Origin of the sequence: Flavobacterium ginsengisoli (genome assembly GCF_029625315.1) — a bacterium.
Classification (GTDB): Bacteria; Bacteroidota; Bacteroidia; order Flavobacteriales; family Flavobacteriaceae; genus Flavobacterium; species Flavobacterium ginsengisoli.
On sequence record NZ_CP121110.1, the window covers coordinates 5,298,473 to 5,317,327 of the forward strand.

The following is an 18,855-nucleotide window of genomic DNA, read 5'->3' on the forward strand; positions in this document are numbered from 1 at the left end:
CAATTTTGTTTGACTAAAAAATAACAATTGATGGAATAGACGAAAAATGAGAATGCAATAATTGAAAGGTATTCGAAAATATCTTTTGGTAAACCGAAAAATTCGTTCAAGTTTTTAAGGATAAAAAAGAGTAGGATAGTCGTAAGCATAGCTCCGAAGCTGTCTATTAAGAATATGTTTTTTGGTTCTGTTGGAAAATGCTTCATATTTTTTATTTGCGAACCTTTTAAAATAATTTTTTATGTCCCTTATTGGTTTTAAATTTTCTCATTTCTGTCGCACTAAAGCCTGGCCAAATTAATGTAAATAAAAGAATAGAAAAACCTATGCCAAAAGAGCCAAATATCCATTGAAATTTGTTTCCATTTCTTTTTTCATATTTTTCTTTTATCGGTTCTAAGATAACATAGTTTTCTGATTTTTTTTGAGCTCTCGCTTCTACTGCTTTTATGAAATTTTGTTTTTTATCAGATGTTGGCGTTCTCTCAAAATGATCTAATGAATAAAAATCATAATTTTTCATTCTATCAAGACAATAATTATAAAACTCATTATATGAGCGTTTATTTTTTTCGTCATTTCTTGCGTTTCTCAATCGATCATGAAAACTTACACCATACCAATATTTTGGTAAACTATTAATATTTGTTTGCTTTCTGTCAAAAATTGGAACAACAAAATAAATGTCAAAATTTAGATCATTGCTTCTTCCACTTCGACTGAATGATGTATAAGTACCTCCGAAATTAGTTGCAACAGAAAAATTAGCTAAATTATAATAACGGCTTTTTGGGGTTATCTCAATATCTGTTATTGTTGATAATTTTTGGAGCTTACCTGTTGCAGTAGTTAAATATTCTTGTGAATTTATTAGGCATGCGGTAATTGTAATAGCAGATAAAAATTGAAAAAAGAATTCGTGATGATCATTTTTTAAAATAAGAATTTTAAACCTAGGACGTAACCATATTAAAATTGGAATCCATGGTAATAAGACTGGTAACCAAAAGTTCCAGATTTTTTCATTAAAATCAAAAATTTCAAATTCAATTGTAAATATCCAACGAATTATTAAAAGACCAATTATAATGGATAATGAAATCAATAAGAAGATTGGTAGAATGTGCCTTAGTTTTGTAATGTAGTTTTGCAATGTTTTTGTTTTTTTGTAAAAGCAGAATACAAATTTATGGTTTAATTCTTACATTTTGTATTTTGGTACTTTTCTTTTTTGAGTTAGAAATTTTCGTCTAAAAATATTTCCAAGCTCAACACCCCAACAAATAAAATCAGATTCCGTATATTTGCGCAACCAAACATTACAATCACTTATGAGTCAAAAAGTATTACTTAATTCGAAAGAAGTTACTATCATACTCCATCGTTTGGCTTGTCAGTTAATCGAAAAACATCTTGATTTCTCTAATACCATTTTGGTGGGAATTCAGCCAAGAGGTGTTTTTTTAGCTGAACGTTTAAAACAAATATTAGAAAACGAATACAAGGTTCCTGAAATTTCTTTGGGATATCTGGACATCACTTTTTTTAGAGATGATTTCCGTCGTACTGATAAACCGCTTGAAGCCAATAAGACCCAAATCAATTTTATAGTCGAAGACAAAAAAGTCATTTTTATTGATGATGTTTTGTTTACCGGAAGAAGCATTCGTTCGGCGCTAACTGCCATTCAATCTTTTGGGAGACCTTCAGAAATTGAATTATTGGTTTTAATAGACAGACGTTTCAGCCGTCATTTACCAATTCAACCCGATTACAGAGGCCGTCAAGTAGATGCTATTAATGGTGAAAAAGTAATTGTAAGCTGGAAAGAAAATGATGGTGAAGATGTTGTTCACCTAGTGACAAATTAGTTTAATCGGTTAACCGGTTAATTGTTTAATCGGAGAAACTCAATGATTAGACAATTAAAAATATAAAAAGTTGAACCGTTAAATCGGTTAACTGTTTAATCGCAAAGCAAACGATTAAACGATTAAACAAATAAACAGTTAAACATTAAACATGAAAGAATTAAGCGTAAATCATTTATTAGGAATAAAATATATCAATGAGAATGATATTAACCTGATTTTTGAAACGGCAGATCATTTTAAAGAAGTCATTAACAGACCGATTAAAAAAGTTCCTTCATTACGAGATATTACCATTGCCAATATTTTTTTCGAAAATAGTACCAGAACCAAACTCTCTTTCGAATTAGCGCAGAAACGCTTATCTGCTGATGTAATCAGTTTTTCTGCGACTCAGTCATCGGTTAAAAAAGGAGAGACTTTGATTGATACTGTAAATAATATCCTTTCGATGAAAGTGGATATGGTTGTAATGCGCCACTCTAATCCGGAGCGGCTTATTTTTTATCTAAAAATGTAAAAGCAAGTATCGTAAACGCTGGAGACGGCGCGCACGAACATCCAACTCAGGCTTTATTAGACAGTTATTCTATCAGAGAAAAACTGGGTGATGTTGCTGGAAAAAAAGTAGTTATTGTAGGCGATATTCTGCATTCGAGAGTTGCCTTATCCAACATATATGCTTTGCAGATGCAAGGCGCTGAAGTTAAAGTTTGCGGACCAAAAACACTGATTCCAAGATATATTGAATCGCTTGGTGTTACAGTTGAACCAAACTTAAGAAAAGCATTAGAATGGTGTGATGTTGCGAACATGCTTCGAGTGCAAAACGAACGTATGGATGTGAATTTCTTCCCATCAACGCGTGAATACGCACAACAATATGGAGTAGACAAACCGCTTTTGGATTCGCTAGGAAAAGAAATCGTAATCATGCACCCAGGACCAATTAACAGAGGAGTAGAAATTACTTCTGAAGTGGCCGATTCTGATCATTCGGTTATTTTGAATCAGGTAGAGAATGGTGTTGCGATTAGAATGGCGGTTATTTATTTGCTGGCTTCTAAGATTCAATAGTTTTTTAGTTTTCAGTCACAGTCGCAGTTTTCAGTTTTGAAATAGGTGTCACACTGAGCGTAAAACTTGAAACCTGAAACTTGAAACAACAAAAAAACTTAGTAAATTAGCATCATAAAATATAAGCCCCTCAAATTAAAAAATGAAAGTAGATCAAAAAGGACATACCGTTACGATTAAAGATACTCAAGGAGATGTAAATGCTTTCTTGGAAAAAGTAACGCAACAATTTAAAACCTTTGAAAAACAAAATATTATAATCGATTTATCATCAGATTCTAATATTTCAGAAAATGATTTAAAAGCTTTTTTACCACTTTCTAAAGTTCAGAAAAAAGCGAAAAAATCGTTTGTAATTGTAGCAACCGATCTTGATTTTAACGCTATTTCAGATAAATTGGCTGTAGTTCCTTCTCTTTTAGAAGCTCACGATATTATCGAAATGGAAGAAATCGAAAGAGACCTCGGATTTTAAAATTGGTTTAATTGTTTATTCGTTTAACTGTTTAATCGATTTGATTTAATTTTAAGCCGATTAAACGATTTACCAAATAAACGAATAAACAATAAAATTGAAACTAACTATACTTGGCTGTTATGCCGCAACTCCGAGAACACTTACTAATCCGACTTCGCAGGTTCTAGAAATTAAAAACAGATTGTTTTTGATTGATTGCGGAGAAGGAACTCAGGTACAGCTTCGCAAAAACAAGATTAAATTTTCAAAAATTAATCACATTTTTATCTCGCATCTTCATGGAGATCATTTGTATGGATTAATAGGAACTATTTCGACTTTTTCGCTTTTAGGTAGAACTACAGATTTACATATTTATGGTCCGAAAGGAATTAAAGAATTAATTCTTATTCAATTAAAACTGACTGAATCTTGGACAACGTATTCTTTGTTTTTTCACGAATTAGAATCGAAAGAAAGTGAAGTTGTTTTTGAAGATAAAAAGGTCATTGTGAAAACAATTCCGCTAAAGCATCGTGTTTATACAAATGGATATCTTTTTCAGGAAAAACCAGATGAAAGAAAACTAGATGTTGAAGCAGTTCAGCGTTATGATATTCATGTTGCTTATTATCAGAAAATAAAAAATGGCGGAGATATTACGCTTGATGACGGAACAGTAATTGAAAATGAAAAACTTACTTTTGATCCGCCGCCAGCAAAAAGTTATGCTTTCTGTTCTGATACAGTTTACAATGAAGAGATAATTCCGATTATACAGAATACAGATATTTTATATCACGAATCTACGTTTTTAGAGTCGGAAGCAAGATTGGCCGAAAAAACACTGCATTCGACAGCAAAAGAAGCGAGCAAATATTGCTTTAAAGGCCAATGTGAAACAGCTTATTTTAGGTCATTATTCAACGCGTTATGATGGTCTAGAGCCATTTAAAAAAGAAGCAGAAGAGGTTTTTCCAAATGTGCTTTTGGCTGATGATGGAGTTAGTTTTGAGTTTTAATCTAAGGTTCTGAGATGCTGAGGTTCTAAGGGACTAAGTTTTGCTGTATTTGCTTCAAGTTTAAGTTGATGGAATCTTAATATATGATTGTCACACTGAGCGAAATCGAAGTGCTTTTTTTGAGTAGAACTTGCTTTGTAGTTGTGGGCTTCGACTTCGCTCAGCCTGACAAACTTCAAACCTGAAACTTGAAACCTGAAACCTGAAACAAAAATCTAAAGTCAATAATCTAAAATAACAAATCATGAACGATTTAAGTAATTATAGAAAATCTTACGAGAAGAGTGAATTATTAGAAAGTAATATTCCAGAAGATCCGATTAATCTTTTTAACCGATGGTTTCATGAGGTGGAAGATTTTGGTGGAAGCGGAGAGGTGAATGCCATGACAGTTTCGACAATTGGATTGGATGGTTTTCCGAAATCGCGTGTTGTTTTATTGAAGAAATTTTCTGAGGAAGGTTTTATATTTTATACCAATTACAATTCGGAAAAAGGGAAAGCAATAGAAGCTAATCCAAATGTTTGTTTGTCTTTTTTTTGGCAGGAAGCAGAACGTCAGGTAATTATTAAAGGAATTGCCCAGAAAACATCTGAGATTGTTTCTGATAATTATTTTGATTCACGTCCTGACGGAAGTAAGCTAGGCGCTATAGTTTCGCACCAAAGTGAAGTTATTCCGTCGAGAACTTTTTTAGAAGAAAACTTAAAAAAAATAGAAACTGAATTTGAAGGTAAGACTATCCCTAGACCTGAAAATTGGGGAGGTTATATTGTAACTCCACTTCAAGTTGAATTCTGGCAAGGAAGACCTAATAGGCTTCACGATAGAATTAGATATACAAGTCAGTCTGATTTTTCGTGGAAAATTGAGCGACTATCTTCTTAGTTGTAAGAAAATACTTTTTTAAATAAAAATTATATGCATTTCATCGATTAATTTTGTAGTTTAACGGTAATTTGAATACGTTTGGTATAGAAAAAGCAAACGATATTTTATTCAAAAATAAATTTAAAGGATTTGCCCCAACATTTACTTTAAACCGCTAAAATGCTGATGATTATGAAAAAGATTATGCGCACCATGTTGTTCATTGCGATTTTGTTCGCAATGAACGCATGTTCTGCTGATAACGCCGAAGCAAGCTTGGATAGCACTCCAACAGAAGCTCTTATTGTAAACTACACTTATAACGATACCGAAATAGAAACTATGAAGCTAATAAACGAATACCGTGTGAGTATTGGTTTAAATGCTTTAGAGAGAATTAATCATATATCTTTTAAATGTGAAGAGCATAATAAGTATATGATTGAAAACAATGTTGTAGATCATAATGATTTTGTTGCTAGATCAAGTAATATGACTAGTATACTAGGAGCTAAAAAAGTAGGCGAGAATGTAGCCTACAATTATAAAACTGCAGAAGCGGCTGTACGAGCTTGGCTTGACAGTCCTGGGCACAAAGAAAATATAGTAGGCGATTATACCCATTTTGGATTATCTGTAACAACAGATCCTGCTACGGGAAAAAATATTACACTAACATATTTGTTAAGATTTAAAAGTTTATTGAACAGGTTGGTTTTTAGAGGTCGTTGTAATTCATAGAATTGCAACGACTTTTTAAATAAAAAAAGCCGCCATATCGGCAGACTTTTTTGTTGATCTATTTTTAATATTACAAGGCTGTAATAATGAATTCGCTTCGTCTGTTTGCTTGATGTTCTGCTTCTGTACATGGAACTCCGTCTGAACATTTATTTACAAGTTGATTTTCTCCGTATCCTTTTCCAGTCAATCGGTTAGGAGCGATTCCGTTTTTAACTAACCATTGAATAGTCGATTTCGCTCTGCGGTCAGATAAAGCTTCGTTATACTGATGCGAAGCTCTACTGTCTGTATGCGAACGGATATCTAGTTTCATTGTTGGATAATCATTCAGAACAACCAATATTTTTTCTAGATCTAAGGCAGCTTCGGTTCTAATATTAGATTTATCCAAGTCGAAATAAATCATCTTGATGCCAAAGCATTTTCCTAAATCGTCGCCTACAGTAACCTTACAAGTTGATTTTTCCAATGCAATCGGTAGACTAGTTTTTCCGCTTGTTTTATCTATAGTAACAGGTAGCTCTTTTGTGGCATATTCTGGTTTTTCGGCTCTTACATAATAGGTTTTCCCGCATTCTACAGAAAAACTGTATTTACCAGATGCGTCTGCAACACTAGAATTTTTGAGATTCATTTGGTCATCATATAAAGTAAGTTTGGCTCCAGGAAGAGCAATTCCTGTTTCAGCATCAGTTACTGTTCCATACAATTCCTGAATACATCTTAATCTTGTGGTTTCTAGAAATCCGTAAATGTCATCAGACCCTTGTCCTCCGTCTTTATTAGAGGAGAAAAAACCTCTTCTCGTTTCGGGATCAATAATATACGCAAAGTCATCTTTTGGAGAATTGACGTCAGCTCCAACGTTCTGTATATTACTTATTTTTCCGTTATTGTCAATATTGGCAACAAATACATCTAAACCTCCAAGTCCTGGATGCCCGTCTGAAGCAAAGTAAATTTCATTTTCAGAAGTTAGATACGGAAAAGTTTCTTTTCCTTCTGTATTAATTGTATTTCCGAGATTTTCTGGTGTACCATAACCTCCATTTGGATTTATGCTGACTTTATACAAATCTGACTGTCCAATTGATCCTGGCATATCAGAAGCAAAATACAGTGTTTTTTCGTCTGGACTCAAAGCAGGATGAGCCGTACTGTAATTATCACTATTAAAAGGAAGTTCCGCAATGTTAGTCCATTTATTATCTGGTCCAAGTTCTGCTTTGTAAAGTTTGATTAAAGTGATCTTATTTTCATCCTTTCCTTTCTTTCCGTTGATATAATTATTTCTAGTGAAATAAACCGTTTTACCATCTTTAGTAAAAACTGGTGAAGCCTCATGGAATTTAGTATTAATGGCCGATTTAAATTTATTGACTTTTGATGTGCTTCCTGTTGCAGGATCTAGATCAGCATCATAAATATTAGTAAAATATTCTCCTGTCCATTTGTGTTTGCGTTGTGTGAAATTCCCTGTATCTCTTGCAGAAGCAAAATAAATTTTGTTGTTGTAGACAAATGATCCATAATCGGAGTACTTGCTATTGATGCCTGCATTTTCTATTTGGTACCTCCCAGAGTTTGCTTTAATCTGATCCAAATAGTTTATGTCTTCTTTATAAAGTTTTCCTCTGCTGTCATTTTTTGATTTAGCATTAAACTCATCCAGAAGTTTATTTGCTTTAGCCATATCTCCGCTTGATTTTAGAGACTGTGCGTATCTAAAATAGTATTCTGGCTCAACATCTGTATTCATTGCAAATAATTCGCCATACCATTTTGCGAGCATTCTGAAAATCTGAATTAAAATAATAGGCGTTACCTAGTTTTTTAAACATGTCTTCAGACTTATAGCCTTTATTAGCAACTTTTTCATAAGTTTTAATGGCATCAACATAGGCATAACTGTCATATTTCTTGTCTCCAGAATTGACTTTTGCCTGTTGCGCATAAGTGCTAAATGAAAAAGCGCCTATAATTGTAACGAAAAGTATTGTATAGTTTTTCATGATACCTTATTTTTAGAAGAAACGAGGAGTTGTCATTTTGCCTTTGTTTGAGAAGAATTCATAACGCAAGAAGATTTCGTGCGAACCTGAATTGTAATTATTCAATTTGGTAGTTTCTCGATCATATCCGTAACCTAAATAAAGTCCGTCTGTAATTTGAAATCCAACCATAGCACTTAAAGAAGCGCTCCATCTGTAAGCTGCACCAATCATAAATTTATCATAGAACATAAAGTTGGCAGAGACATCTACTTGAAGAGGTGCTCCTTCGACCATTTTAGTCAAAAGTGCAGGTTTAAATTTTATGTATTGATATTTATCAAGATCGAATACGTAACCTCCAATTAAATAATAATTGATTTTGTCTTTATAAATTGCTACATCGTTATCATTGTAACGATTAGTTTCAATAAAGTTTGGAACAGACAAACCAATGTATGCTTTATCAGAGTGCCAATAAACCCCAGCTCCAACATTAGGACTGAATTTATTATTTAAATCCTGAAATTGAGGATCTCCTTGATCTGCAGGATTTAATTTGTTTACATCTAAGTTGAAGATATTTGCGGTTCCTTTAATACCAAATGAAAGTTTAAAATCTGCAGATGTCTGAATTGTATAAGATAGGTCTACAGAAATGTTGTTCTCATTTGTTGGGCCAATTTTGTCGTTAACCAACGATGCTCCTATACCTAATTTGCTATTATTTATTGGTGTATTAATTGAGAAACTGCTTGTCTCTGGAGCTCCATCAAGGCCAACCCATTGGGTGCGGTACAGGCCGAATACACTAAATACTCCACGAGAACCTGCATATGCAGGATTTATGGTTATTGTATTGTACATATACTGTGTATACTGTGCATCTTGCTGTGCATACCCTGAACATGTAACTAACAGAATGACGAAGAAAAATAATTTTGTTCTCATAGTAGATTTTATTAATTTAATAATTACTATTGATTTTTTAAATCACTGAAAATCAATGTCATATAAATCAAAATTAGTCAAAAAAATCATTTTTAAATACGCCGCAAATAACCTTTGCGACGTATTTTAATTGTTATTTCGATAGATATAAGTACCCGTCTAATTTGTGATCTTGAGCATTGTTGTTTCCATCTAGAGATTTATAATTAATAATGTAAAAATAAGTTCCAGTTGGTAGTCCATCAGATTGCTTAACGGTTGTTCTTCCTCTTGAAGTTCCGTCGAAAGCATTTGTTGTATTATTGTAGTTTGTGGTTTCAAAAACTAAAACTCCCCAGCGATTATATATTTCAACAGAATTGGTTGGATAACAAGTTGTGTCATCAATATTATCAATTTTGAAGAAATCGTTTATATTGTCACCGTTTGGAGAAAATGCATTATGTACTAACACATCACCACAAGCTAAGACTTTACAATCATCATTGATTTCCATATTTAAAACTATATTTCTTGGACATCTTTCATCGGCTATTATATATTCGAAAGTGTAATTGCCCAATGCTAAACCAAACGGATTAAGAATACCACCCTGAAGGGCATTAGTATTGTTTCTATCTTGCCAAATTCCTGTTGAAGGAGTTCCTTCAGGAAGTAAGGTGCTTAGGTTAATCAATGTCGAATCATCGTTACATGCTGTGCCTCTTACTTCTACAACACCACTTGGAATTACTATAATGGTAACAGTTGCAGAATCACAATTATCTGGACTTGATTTGTCACAAATTGTGTAACCGTAAGTATAAGTGCCAGCAGGCGTTAAGCTAGACACATTTACATTTCCAGAAGCATCAACAGTAATGTTTGGATCTGTTTTAGTGTTATTTCCTTCGGTAAGAAGCGTAAAGTTTACTAATTCTATCGTTACAGGTGTTCTTCCTTTTAAATCATTGCTGAAAATATTACCTACTAATCCGAATGAATTACAACCGATATTGCTATAAGTATCATCATTCGCAATTATAGGAGAGATCACAATAACAGTCACAATAGCTGTATCACAGTTTCCAAAATCGGCCTTTTCGCAGATTTGATACGTTAATGTATAAGTGCCACCAGGCGTATTTGTCGCAACATTTATAGTTCCGTCAGGGCCTATTGATATTGAACCTGTTGGGTCGGGAACTGTTGTTGTAAGTGTTACGTCATTTATATTTACCACAGAACCATTTAGTGTATCGTTGGTTAAAACGTTACCCACAGTAGTTTGTGTTGGGCTTGATATTATTGGTGCAGGATTATCATCATTGGCAACAATTGCAAATGTTGGTCTTGCAGTACAATAAGGATCTGCCGGTGGATAATTAACTGTTATAGTCTCACTCGGATTTACAGATAGCGTTACATTAGCGGTTGGACGTAATTTCTCAAATCCATCAGCGGCTTCAATCCATTTGTTGTTTTCAAAAACCCAACCTGGCCAATCAATTCCTTTTCCTTGATCATCTACTACCGCTCCAGGCCATAATACGCGACCACTTAATGGCAGATTGTTCATTGTTGTTACAACATTATTGTTGCTATCTGCCCAAGCAATAGTTACACCATTTACAGGAGTGAAGTTTACTGGTGTTACTACATAATCAATGTAAGGAACATCATTAACACAAATTGAGGTTGCAGTAACTGTCATTACAGGAGCTTCTATTGTAACGGTTACAGTTGCTGTGTCACAATTGTCTGTCTGATCAGCTTCGCAGATTTGATACACCATTGTTAATGTTCCTGCTGGAGCATTTGGCAATACATCTACTGAACCATCAGGGTTTAGTTGTAAAAACTCATTTGGTGTAACCGTTGTAATTATAACATCAGATGCTGTTATAGTATTTCCTTCTAATGTATCATTTGGTAATACATTCAATACATTGGTTGTTGTATGATTTACACCAGGGATTGGACCAGCAGAGTCATCATTTGCAACAATATCTTTGTATTCTTTACAGCTAATTCCGAAATCATTGTCTAAATGAACTAAATCTTCTGGAGTAATGGTTACAATGTATCCGCTGTCTGTTGTGGTTTTACAAACGGTATGCAATTGCATTTTGCCTGTTTTACCAGCAATATTTTTAGCAGATATAGACGGAAGTACTTTTACTAAACCAGTTAATCCTAAGTTTGTCGCCATAGTATCGAAATTCGCATCTCTAACCAATTTTATAGTATATTCTCCATAAGGATTTGCTATATCTGGACGGTTTCTCCAGAATCCTTCAATTCCCACAATTACTTCATCATGGTATCCGTTTGGACCATCAATAATTATATTTGCGTTCAATGCATTTCCGAAACCTCCAGCATTTAATTCTCCAACATTTTGAGGTCCGGTATAGCTTCCGTCTCCGTTAAGATCTATCCATTCCCATTGGCTATAATCAATGTTTCCATTTGAGTCTGGTATATTTTTAGTTACAATTCCATCATTGTTCGCATCATACCATTCATCCTGAATTCCGTTACTATTAGTGTCAAACCAAACGTAATCTCCAAGAACAGGAAGTTTTGAAGCTCCATATTCAAAATTATGGGTTTGTATTTTACAATCTTCTAGAGTAGTAAAGAATAAGCTAGAGTTAACAGGGTATAATTGATATGCACTATTCAAATTAGCGTCTTGCACTTGAACTAAGTAGCTTCCAGCAGGCATTCCAGAGAAACTATACATTCCGTCTGCGCCTGTAATGTGCATTTGTATTGGTCCTGTAGTAGTTCCCTGAGGAACTAAAGTAACAGGTACATTTGCGATTGGAGCGTTAGTATCTATATTGATAATCTGTCCAGAAATTTTTACAGTATACACAGGTTGTGTAATCACAACGGTAGCTGTAGCAGAACAAGTCTGATTTTCACCATTTATAGGTGCAGTTGCAGTAAGAGTATAAGTTCCTGCTGGTAAATTAGTATTGCCAACAACCTCATTTCTTTCATTAGTAATTACTACAGTTGAGCCTGCGCTGTTTGATACTGTAATTGAACCATCTGAACCACCAAAACAGCTGGTGTTTGTTGCAATTCCGCTAACTGTAACTTTACGTTCGACTGTGAAAGTTTGAACCAATTCGGTTTTATTTCCTGCACAGTCGGTTAAAGTGTAAGTTCTTGTTAAGATATATGGTTCTCCATCACATCCATTTCCGCCATTGTTTGTATCGTTAACGGTGATATTTACAGTAGGACTGCAATTATCAGCAAGCATCTTTAATATCTGATGGATTTCCTACAGGTATTACATCTATACTAGCTAAGTTGGTTACACTTTCTGGAGCTGTTCCAGTTGGAGCAGTTTTATCTCGTACTGTGATAACTTGAACATGAGTAGTCGTATTGCCACCACAATCACTAATTTTCCAAGTACGAGTCAAGGTATAATTAGAAGGACATTCATTTTCAATACCTGATTTCGTTTCTGTATAAACTATTGGTAAGTCTCCATTGCAATTATCAGAAGTATGCATTTCTGCTGGTTCAGGAACTGCATCACATGATACTTCAATATCTAAAGGAAGAGTGCCAGTAAATAGTGGAGCAGTAGTGTCCTGAATTGTAATTATCTGAGTAAAAGTTTCCGATGTATTTCCACAGTCATCTTTTACAGTCCAAGTATTGGTATATGTTCCAGCATTTGAACAATTTTCAGAAGCCACAAACTGTCCGCTTGCTTTGGTGATGTTTGTGACATCAGCATCGCATGAGTCAGAAGCAGTTGGGAATTTTGCCTGAGCGGCAGCAAGCCCTTCTGCATCGCTGCATTCTAAAGTTGCATTTAAAGATCCAGCCGCAGTAGTCCATGTCGGAGCTGTGGTGTCTTGAATCGTAATGATTTGTGTGAAGGTTTCCGATTCATTTCCGCAGTCATCTTTTACGATCCAAGTGTTTGTGTATGTTCCCGCGTTAGCACATCCTTCAGAAGCCACAAACTGTCCGCTTGCTTTAGTGATGTTTGTAACATCAGCATCGCATGAGTCAGAAGCGGTCGGGAATTTAGCCTGAGCGGCAGCCAGCCCTTCTGCATCGCTGCATTCTAAAGTTGCATTTAAAGATCCAGCCGCAGTAGTCCATGTAGGAGCTGTGGTGTCTTGGATTGTGATGATTTGTGTGAAAGTTTCCGATGTATTTCCGCAGTCATCTTTTACGGTCCAAGTGTTTGTGTATGTTCCCGCGTTAGCGCATCCTTCAGAAGCCACAAACTGTCCGCTTGCTTTAGTGATGTTTGTAACATCAGCATCGCATGAGTCAGAAGCGGTCGGGAATTTAGCCTGAGCGGCAGCCAGCCCTTCTGCATCGCTGCATTCTAAAGTTGCATTTAAAGATCCAGCCGCAGTAGTCCATGTAGGAGCTGTGGTGTCTTGGATTGTGATGATTTGTGTGAAAGTTTCCGATGTATTTCCGCAGTCGTCTTTTACAGTCCAAGTGTTTGTATATGTTCCTGCGTTAGCGCATCCTTCGGAAGCCACAAACTGTCCGCTTGATTTAGTGATGTTTGTAACATCAGCATCGCAAGAGTCAGAAGCGGTCGGGAATTTAGTTTGAGCATGACAGCAAGCCCTTCTGCATCGCTGCATTCTAAAGTTGCATTTAAAGATCCAGCTGCAGTAGTCCATGTAGGAGCTGTGGTGTCTTGGATTGTGATGATTTGTGTGAAAGCTACAGATTCATTTCCGCAGTCGTCTTTTACAGTCCAAGTGTTTGTATATGTTCCTGCGTTAGCGCATCCTTCGGAAGCCACAAACTGTCCGCTTGCTTTGGTGATGTTTGTAACATCAGCATCGCATGAGTCAGAAGCGGTCGGGAATTTAGCCTGAGCGGCAGCCAGCCCCTCTGAATCGCTGCATTCTAAAGTTGCATTTAAAGATCCAGCTGCAGTAGTCCATGTCGGAGCTGTGGTATCTTGAATCGTAATGATTTGTGTGAAAGCTACAGATTCATTTCCGCAGTCATCTTTTACAGTCCAAGTGTTGGTGTATGTTCCCGCATTAGCGCATCCTTCCGAAGCCACAAACTGTCCGCTTGCTTTGGTGATGTTTGTGACATCAGCATCGCATGAGTCAGAGGCAGTCGGGAATTTAGCCTGAGCGGCAGCAAGCCCTTCTGCATCGCTGCATTCTAAAGTTGCATTTAAAGATCCAGCCGCAGTAGTCCATGTCGGAGCTGTGGTGTCTTGGATTGTGATGATTTGTGTGAAAGCTACAGATTCATTTCCGCAGTCATCTTTTACAGTCCAAGTGTTGGTGTATGTTCCCTCGTTAGCGCATCCTTCAGAAGCCACAAACTGTCCGCTTGCTTTAGTGATGTTTGTAACATCAGCATCGCATGAGTCAGAGGCAGTCGGGAATTTAGCCTGAGCGGCAGCAAGCCCTTCTGCATCGCTGCATTCTAAAGTTGCATTTAAAGATCCAGCCGCAGTAGTCCATGTAGGAGCTGTGGTGTCTTGGATTGTGATGATTTGTGTGAAAGTTTCCGATGTATTTCCGCAGTCATCTTTTACGGTCCAAGTGTTTGTGTATGTTCCCGCGTTAGCGCATCCTTCAGAAGCCACAAACTGTCCGCTTGATTTAGTGATGTTTGTAACATCAGCATCGCATGAGTCAGAAGCGGTTGGGAATTTTGCCTGAGCGGCAGCAAGCCCTTCTGCATCGCTGCATTCTAAAGTTGCATTTAAAGATCCAGCCGCAGTAGTCCATGTAGGAGCTGTGGTGTCTTGGATTGTGATGATTTGTGTGAAAGTTTCCGATGTATTTCCGCAGTCATCTTTTACGGTCCAAGTGTTTGTGTATGTTCCCGCGTTAGCGCATCCTTCAGAAGCCACAAACTGTCCGCTTGCTTTAGTGATGTTTGTAACATCAGCATCGCATGAGTCAGAAGCGGTTGGGAATTTTGCCTGAGCGGCAGCCAGCCCTTCTGCATCGCTGCATTCTAAAGTTGCGTTTAAAGATCCAGCCGCAGTAGTCCATGTAGGAGCAGTAATGTCTTGAACAATTATAGTTTGACTGACAGGAAGCGAAACATTATCGCAAGCGTCTTTTGCAGTCCAAGTTCTTGTTTTAGTATATGATCCAGCACAATTTCCCTCTGTAATTGTATCTACATAAGTTAATGAAGAAACTGTTCCACTGTCATCCGTTGCTGTGGCTTGTGTGAAAACTGGTTCCGCTGGGCAATTTATGGTTGTTGTTTCTGGTAATGGATTTATAATTGGTTTAATAGAGTCTCCATCCAAAATCGTAAATGATTCTGAAATCTGGCATCCATTTGCATCAGTTATAAGAACTGTATAATTTCCTGTAGGAAGATTGTTGGCTGTAGCTCCTGTTTGAACAGGATTTGAATTCCAAGAATATAAATATGTAGGAGTTCCTCCAGAAACTGTTACAGTTGCAGAACCATTATTACCTCCACCACAAGTTACATCAGTTTGAGATTTTGTAGCAGATAATCCTTGTTGAGGTTGAGATATTGTTACAGAACAAGTAGTAGTATAATTTAACTTGTCTGTTACAGTTACATTATGAACGCCAGCACTTAAAGCAATTGCTTGTGCAGTAGTTTCACCATTATCCCAATGATAAGTATAGTCACCATTACCTCCTACAGCTGTAATAGTTGCTTTTCCAGTATTTTCTCCAAAACATTTTACAGCGCTATCTTGAGAAATACTGCAAGAAAACACATCTGGTTGAGTTATAGTGACAGTACAAGTTGTTGTGCATCCTTTTGAATCGGTTACAGTAACAGAATGAAGACCTGCACTTAATCCAACTGCTTTTTGAGTAGTTTCACTATTATCCCATAAATAAGTGTAGCCTACATTACCACCAATTGGAGTTACAGTAGCTTCTCCATCGCTTAAACCATTTGAAGTGACAGCTTTATTTTGAATAATAGAACAACTTAAAGCTATAGCTGGTTGTGATATGGTTACTGAATTGGATTGAGAAGAGCAAGAATCAGTAATTGTTAAAGTGTACGTTCCTGAAGGAAGGTCTGAAACAGTTGCTGTTGTTCCAACTTCAATTCCTCCGCTATTTTTCCAAGAGTAGTTTACTGTTCCAATTGCGTTTGTTACAGTTCCAGCCGTTACAGTTCCAGTGTTTGCTCCAAAACAGAAAACATCAGTTTTGGAAGATGCGTCTAAAGCTAAAGCCGCCGCAGGCTGTCCGATTGTAACAGAATTGGATTGTGAAGAACAGCTATCGGTAACAGTTAAAGTATAAGTTCCCGCAGGAAGATTTGAAACAGTTGCTGATGTTCCAACTTCAATTCCTCCGCTATTTTTCCAAGAATAGGTTACAGTTCCAATCGCGTTTGTCACAGTTCCGGCTGTTACAGAACCAGTGCTTTTTCCAAAGCAGGAAGCATCTGTTTTAGAAGATATGCCTAAAGCTAAAGCCGCCACAGGCTGTCCGATTGTAACAGAATTGGATTGTGAAGAACAGCTATCGGTAACAGTTAAAGTATAAGTTCCCGCCGGAAGATTTGAAACAGTTGCAGATGTTCCAACTTCAATTCCTCCGCTATTTTTCCAAGAATAGTTTACCGTTCCAATTGCGTTTGTCACAGTTCCAGCTGTTACAGAACCAGTGCTTTTTCCAAAACAAGAAGCATCGGTTTTAGAAGATGTGCCTAAAGCTAAAGCCGCCGCAGGCTGTCCGATTGTAACAGAATTGGATTGTGAAGAACAGCTATCGGTAACAGTTAAAGTATAAGTTCCCGCCGGAAGATTTGAAACAGTTGCTGATGTTCCAACTTCAATTCCTCCGCTATTTTTCCAAGAATAGTTTACCGTTCCAATTGCGTTTGTCACAGTTCCAGCTGTTACAGAACCAGTGCTTTTTCCAAAGCAGGAAGCATCAGTTTTAGAAGACGCGCCTAAAGCTAAGGCCGCCGCAGGCTGTCCGATTGTAACAGAATTGGATTGTGAAGAACAGCTATCGGTAACAGTTAAAGTATAAGTTCCCGCCGGAAGATTTGAAACAGTTGCTGTTGTTCCAACTTCAATTCCTCCGCTATTTTTCCAAGAGTAGTTTACCGTTCCAATCGCGTTTGTCACAGTTCCAGCCGTTACAGTTCCAGTGCTTGCTCCAAAACAGAAAACATCAGTTTTAGAAGACGCGTCTATAGCTAACGCCGCTGCAGGCTGTCCGATTGTAACAGAATTGGATTGTGAAGAACAGCTATCGGTAACAGTTAAAGTATAAGTTCCCGCCGGAAGATTTGAAACAGTTGCAGATGTTCCAACTTCAATTCCTCCGCTATTTTTCCAAGAATAGTTTACCGTTCCAATTGCGTTTGTCACAGTTCCAGCTGTTACAGAACCAGTGCTTGCTCCAAAACAGAAAACATCAGTTTTAGAAGACGCGTCTATAGCTAACGCCGCTGCAGGCTGTCCTATTGTAACAGAATTGGATTGTGAAGAACAGCTATCGGTAACAGTTAAAGTATAAGTTCCCGCCGGAAGATTTGAAACAGTTGCAGATGTTCCAACTTCAATTCCTCCGCTATTTTTCCAAGAATAGTTTACCGTTCCAATTGCGTTTGTCACAGTTCCAGCTGTTACAGAACCAGTGCTTTTTCCAAAACAAGAAGCATCGGTTTTAGAAGATGTGCCTAAAGCTAAAGCCGCTGCAGGCTGTCCTATTGTAACAGAATTGGATTGTGAAGAACAGCTATCGGTAACAGTTAAAGTATAAGTTCCCGCCGGAAGATTTAAAACAGTTGCAGATGTTCCAACTTCAATTCCTCCGCTATTTTTCCAAGAATAGTTTACCGTTCCAATTGCGTTTGTCACAGTTCCAGCTGTTACAGAACCAGTGCTTTTTCCAAAACAAGAAGCATCGGTTTTAGAAGATGTGCCTAAAGCTAAAGCCGCTGCAGGCTGTCCTATTGTAACAGAATTGGATTGTGAAGAACAGCTATCGGTAACAGTTAAAGTATAAGTTCCCGCCGGAAGATTTGAAACAGTTGCAGATGTTCCAACTTCAATTCCTCCGCTATTTTTCCAAGAATAGTTTACCGTTCCAATCGCGTTTGTCACAGTTCCGGCTGTTACAGAACCTGTGCTTTTTCCAAAGCAAGAAGCATCAGTTTTAGAAGATGTGCCTAAAGTTAAAGCCGCCGCAGGCTGTCCAATTGTAACAGAATTAGATTGTGAAGAACAGGTGTCTGTAACGGTAACCGTATAAGTTCCCGCTGGAAGATTTGAAACAGTTGCAGTAGTTCCTACCACCACATTTGCACTGTTTTTCCAAGAGTAGTTTACCGTTCCAATCGCGTTTGTCACAGTTCCAGCTGTTACGCTTCCACTGCTTGCACCAAAGCAAGAGGCATCTGTTTTAGAAGACGCGCCTAAAGCTAAAGCCGCCGCAGGCTGTCCGATTGTAACAGAATTGGATTGTGAAGAACAGGTGTCTGTAACAGTCACCGTATAAGTTCCCGCTGGAAGATTTGAAACAGTTGCAGTAGTTCCTACCACCACATTTGCACTGTTTTTCCAAGAATAGGTTACAGTTCCAATCGCGTTTGTCACAGTTCCAGCCGTTACGCTTCCAGTGCTTTTTCCAAAGCAGGAAGCATCGGTTTTAGAAGATGCGCCTAAAGCTAAAGCCGCCGCAGGCTGTCCTATTGTAACAGAATTGGATTGTGAAGAGCAAGTGTCTGTAACAGTTAGCGTATAAGTTCCCGCCGGAAGATTTGAAACAGTTGCAGTAGTTCCTACCACCACATTTGCACTATTTTTCCAAGAGTAGGTTACAGTACCAATCGCATTTGTCACGGTTCCTGCCGTTACACTTCCAGTGCTTTTTCCAAAGCA

The 18,855-nt window shown here is 37.1% G+C and carries 9 protein-coding genes and 3 pseudogenes; 6 read left to right on the plus strand and 6 right to left on the minus strand.

Annotation, left to right across the window (positions count from 1 at the left end; all coding sequences use genetic code 11):
- Positions 1-226: 226 nt before the first annotated feature.
- Complete coding sequence (locus P5P87_RS25215; protein ID WP_278021004.1) at positions 227-1,153, minus strand: hypothetical protein; 927 nt, start codon at positions 1,151-1,153, stop codon at positions 227-229.
- Positions 1,154-1,331: 178 nt separating this feature from the next.
- Between P5P87_RS25215 and pyrR the strand changes: the two genes are divergently transcribed.
- The 6 genes and pseudogenes from pyrR (at position 1,332) to P5P87_RS25245 (ending at position 6,039) form a co-directional block, all read left to right on the plus strand.
- Positions 1,332-1,871 carry a bifunctional pyr operon transcriptional regulator/uracil phosphoribosyltransferase PyrR gene (pyrR, locus tag P5P87_RS25220; protein ID WP_012026512.1) on the plus strand — a complete coding sequence of 180 codons (540 nt, stop codon included), beginning with the start codon at positions 1,332-1,334 and terminating at the stop codon, positions 1,869-1,871.
- A gap of 151 nt (positions 1,872-2,022) precedes the next feature.
- Positions 2,023-2,948, plus strand: a pseudogene (locus P5P87_RS25225) (aspartate carbamoyltransferase catalytic subunit).
- A 142-nt stretch (positions 2,949-3,090) separates the two neighbouring features.
- A complete protein-coding gene (locus P5P87_RS25230; protein ID WP_278021005.1) occupies positions 3,091-3,423 on the plus strand; it encodes a ribonuclease Z in 333 nt (110 codons plus the stop codon).
- A 97-nt stretch (positions 3,424-3,520) separates the two neighbouring features.
- Positions 3,521-4,427: pseudogene (locus tag P5P87_RS25235) on the plus strand (ribonuclease Z).
- A gap of 244 nt (positions 4,428-4,671) precedes the next feature.
- Positions 4,672-5,316 carry a pyridoxamine 5'-phosphate oxidase gene (gene pdxH, locus P5P87_RS25240; protein WP_198856280.1) on the plus strand — a complete coding sequence of 215 codons (645 nt, stop codon included), beginning with the start codon at positions 4,672-4,674 and terminating at the stop codon, positions 5,314-5,316.
- A 174-nt stretch (positions 5,317-5,490) separates the two neighbouring features.
- Positions 5,491-6,039 (plus strand): CAP domain-containing protein, encoded by a 549-nt coding sequence (locus P5P87_RS25245; RefSeq protein ID WP_340696602.1) that lies wholly within the window; start codon positions 5,491-5,493, stop codon positions 6,037-6,039.
- A gap of 70 nt (positions 6,040-6,109) precedes the next feature.
- Here P5P87_RS25245 and P5P87_RS25250 read toward each other — a convergent pair.
- From P5P87_RS25250 to P5P87_RS25270, 5 genes and pseudogenes are all read right to left on the minus strand, one after another.
- Positions 6,110-8,054, minus strand: a pseudogene (locus P5P87_RS25250) (OmpA family protein).
- 12 nt (positions 8,055-8,066) lie between these two features.
- A complete protein-coding gene (locus P5P87_RS25255) occupies positions 8,067-8,984 on the minus strand; it encodes a PorP/SprF family type IX secretion system membrane protein (protein ID WP_198856277.1) in 918 nt (305 codons plus the stop codon).
- Between the two features lie 133 nt (positions 8,985-9,117).
- Positions 9,118-12,243 (minus strand): T9SS type B sorting domain-containing protein, encoded by a 3,126-nt coding sequence (locus P5P87_RS25260; RefSeq protein ID WP_278021006.1) that lies wholly within the window; start codon positions 12,241-12,243, stop codon positions 9,118-9,120.
- On the minus strand, positions 12,233-13,501 hold the full coding sequence (locus P5P87_RS25265) for an HYR-like domain-containing protein (RefSeq protein WP_278022833.1): 1,269 nt from the start codon (positions 13,499-13,501) through the stop codon (positions 12,233-12,235). Before P5P87_RS25265 ends, P5P87_RS25260 begins: the two co-directional genes overlap by 11 nt.
- Positions 13,447-18,816 carry a beta strand repeat-containing protein gene (locus P5P87_RS25270; protein ID WP_278021007.1) on the minus strand — a complete coding sequence of 1,790 codons (5,370 nt, stop codon included), beginning with the start codon at positions 18,814-18,816 and terminating at the stop codon, positions 13,447-13,449. The genes P5P87_RS25265 and P5P87_RS25270 overlap by 55 nt, the downstream gene beginning before the upstream one ends.
- Positions 18,817-18,855: the final 39 nt, after the last annotated feature.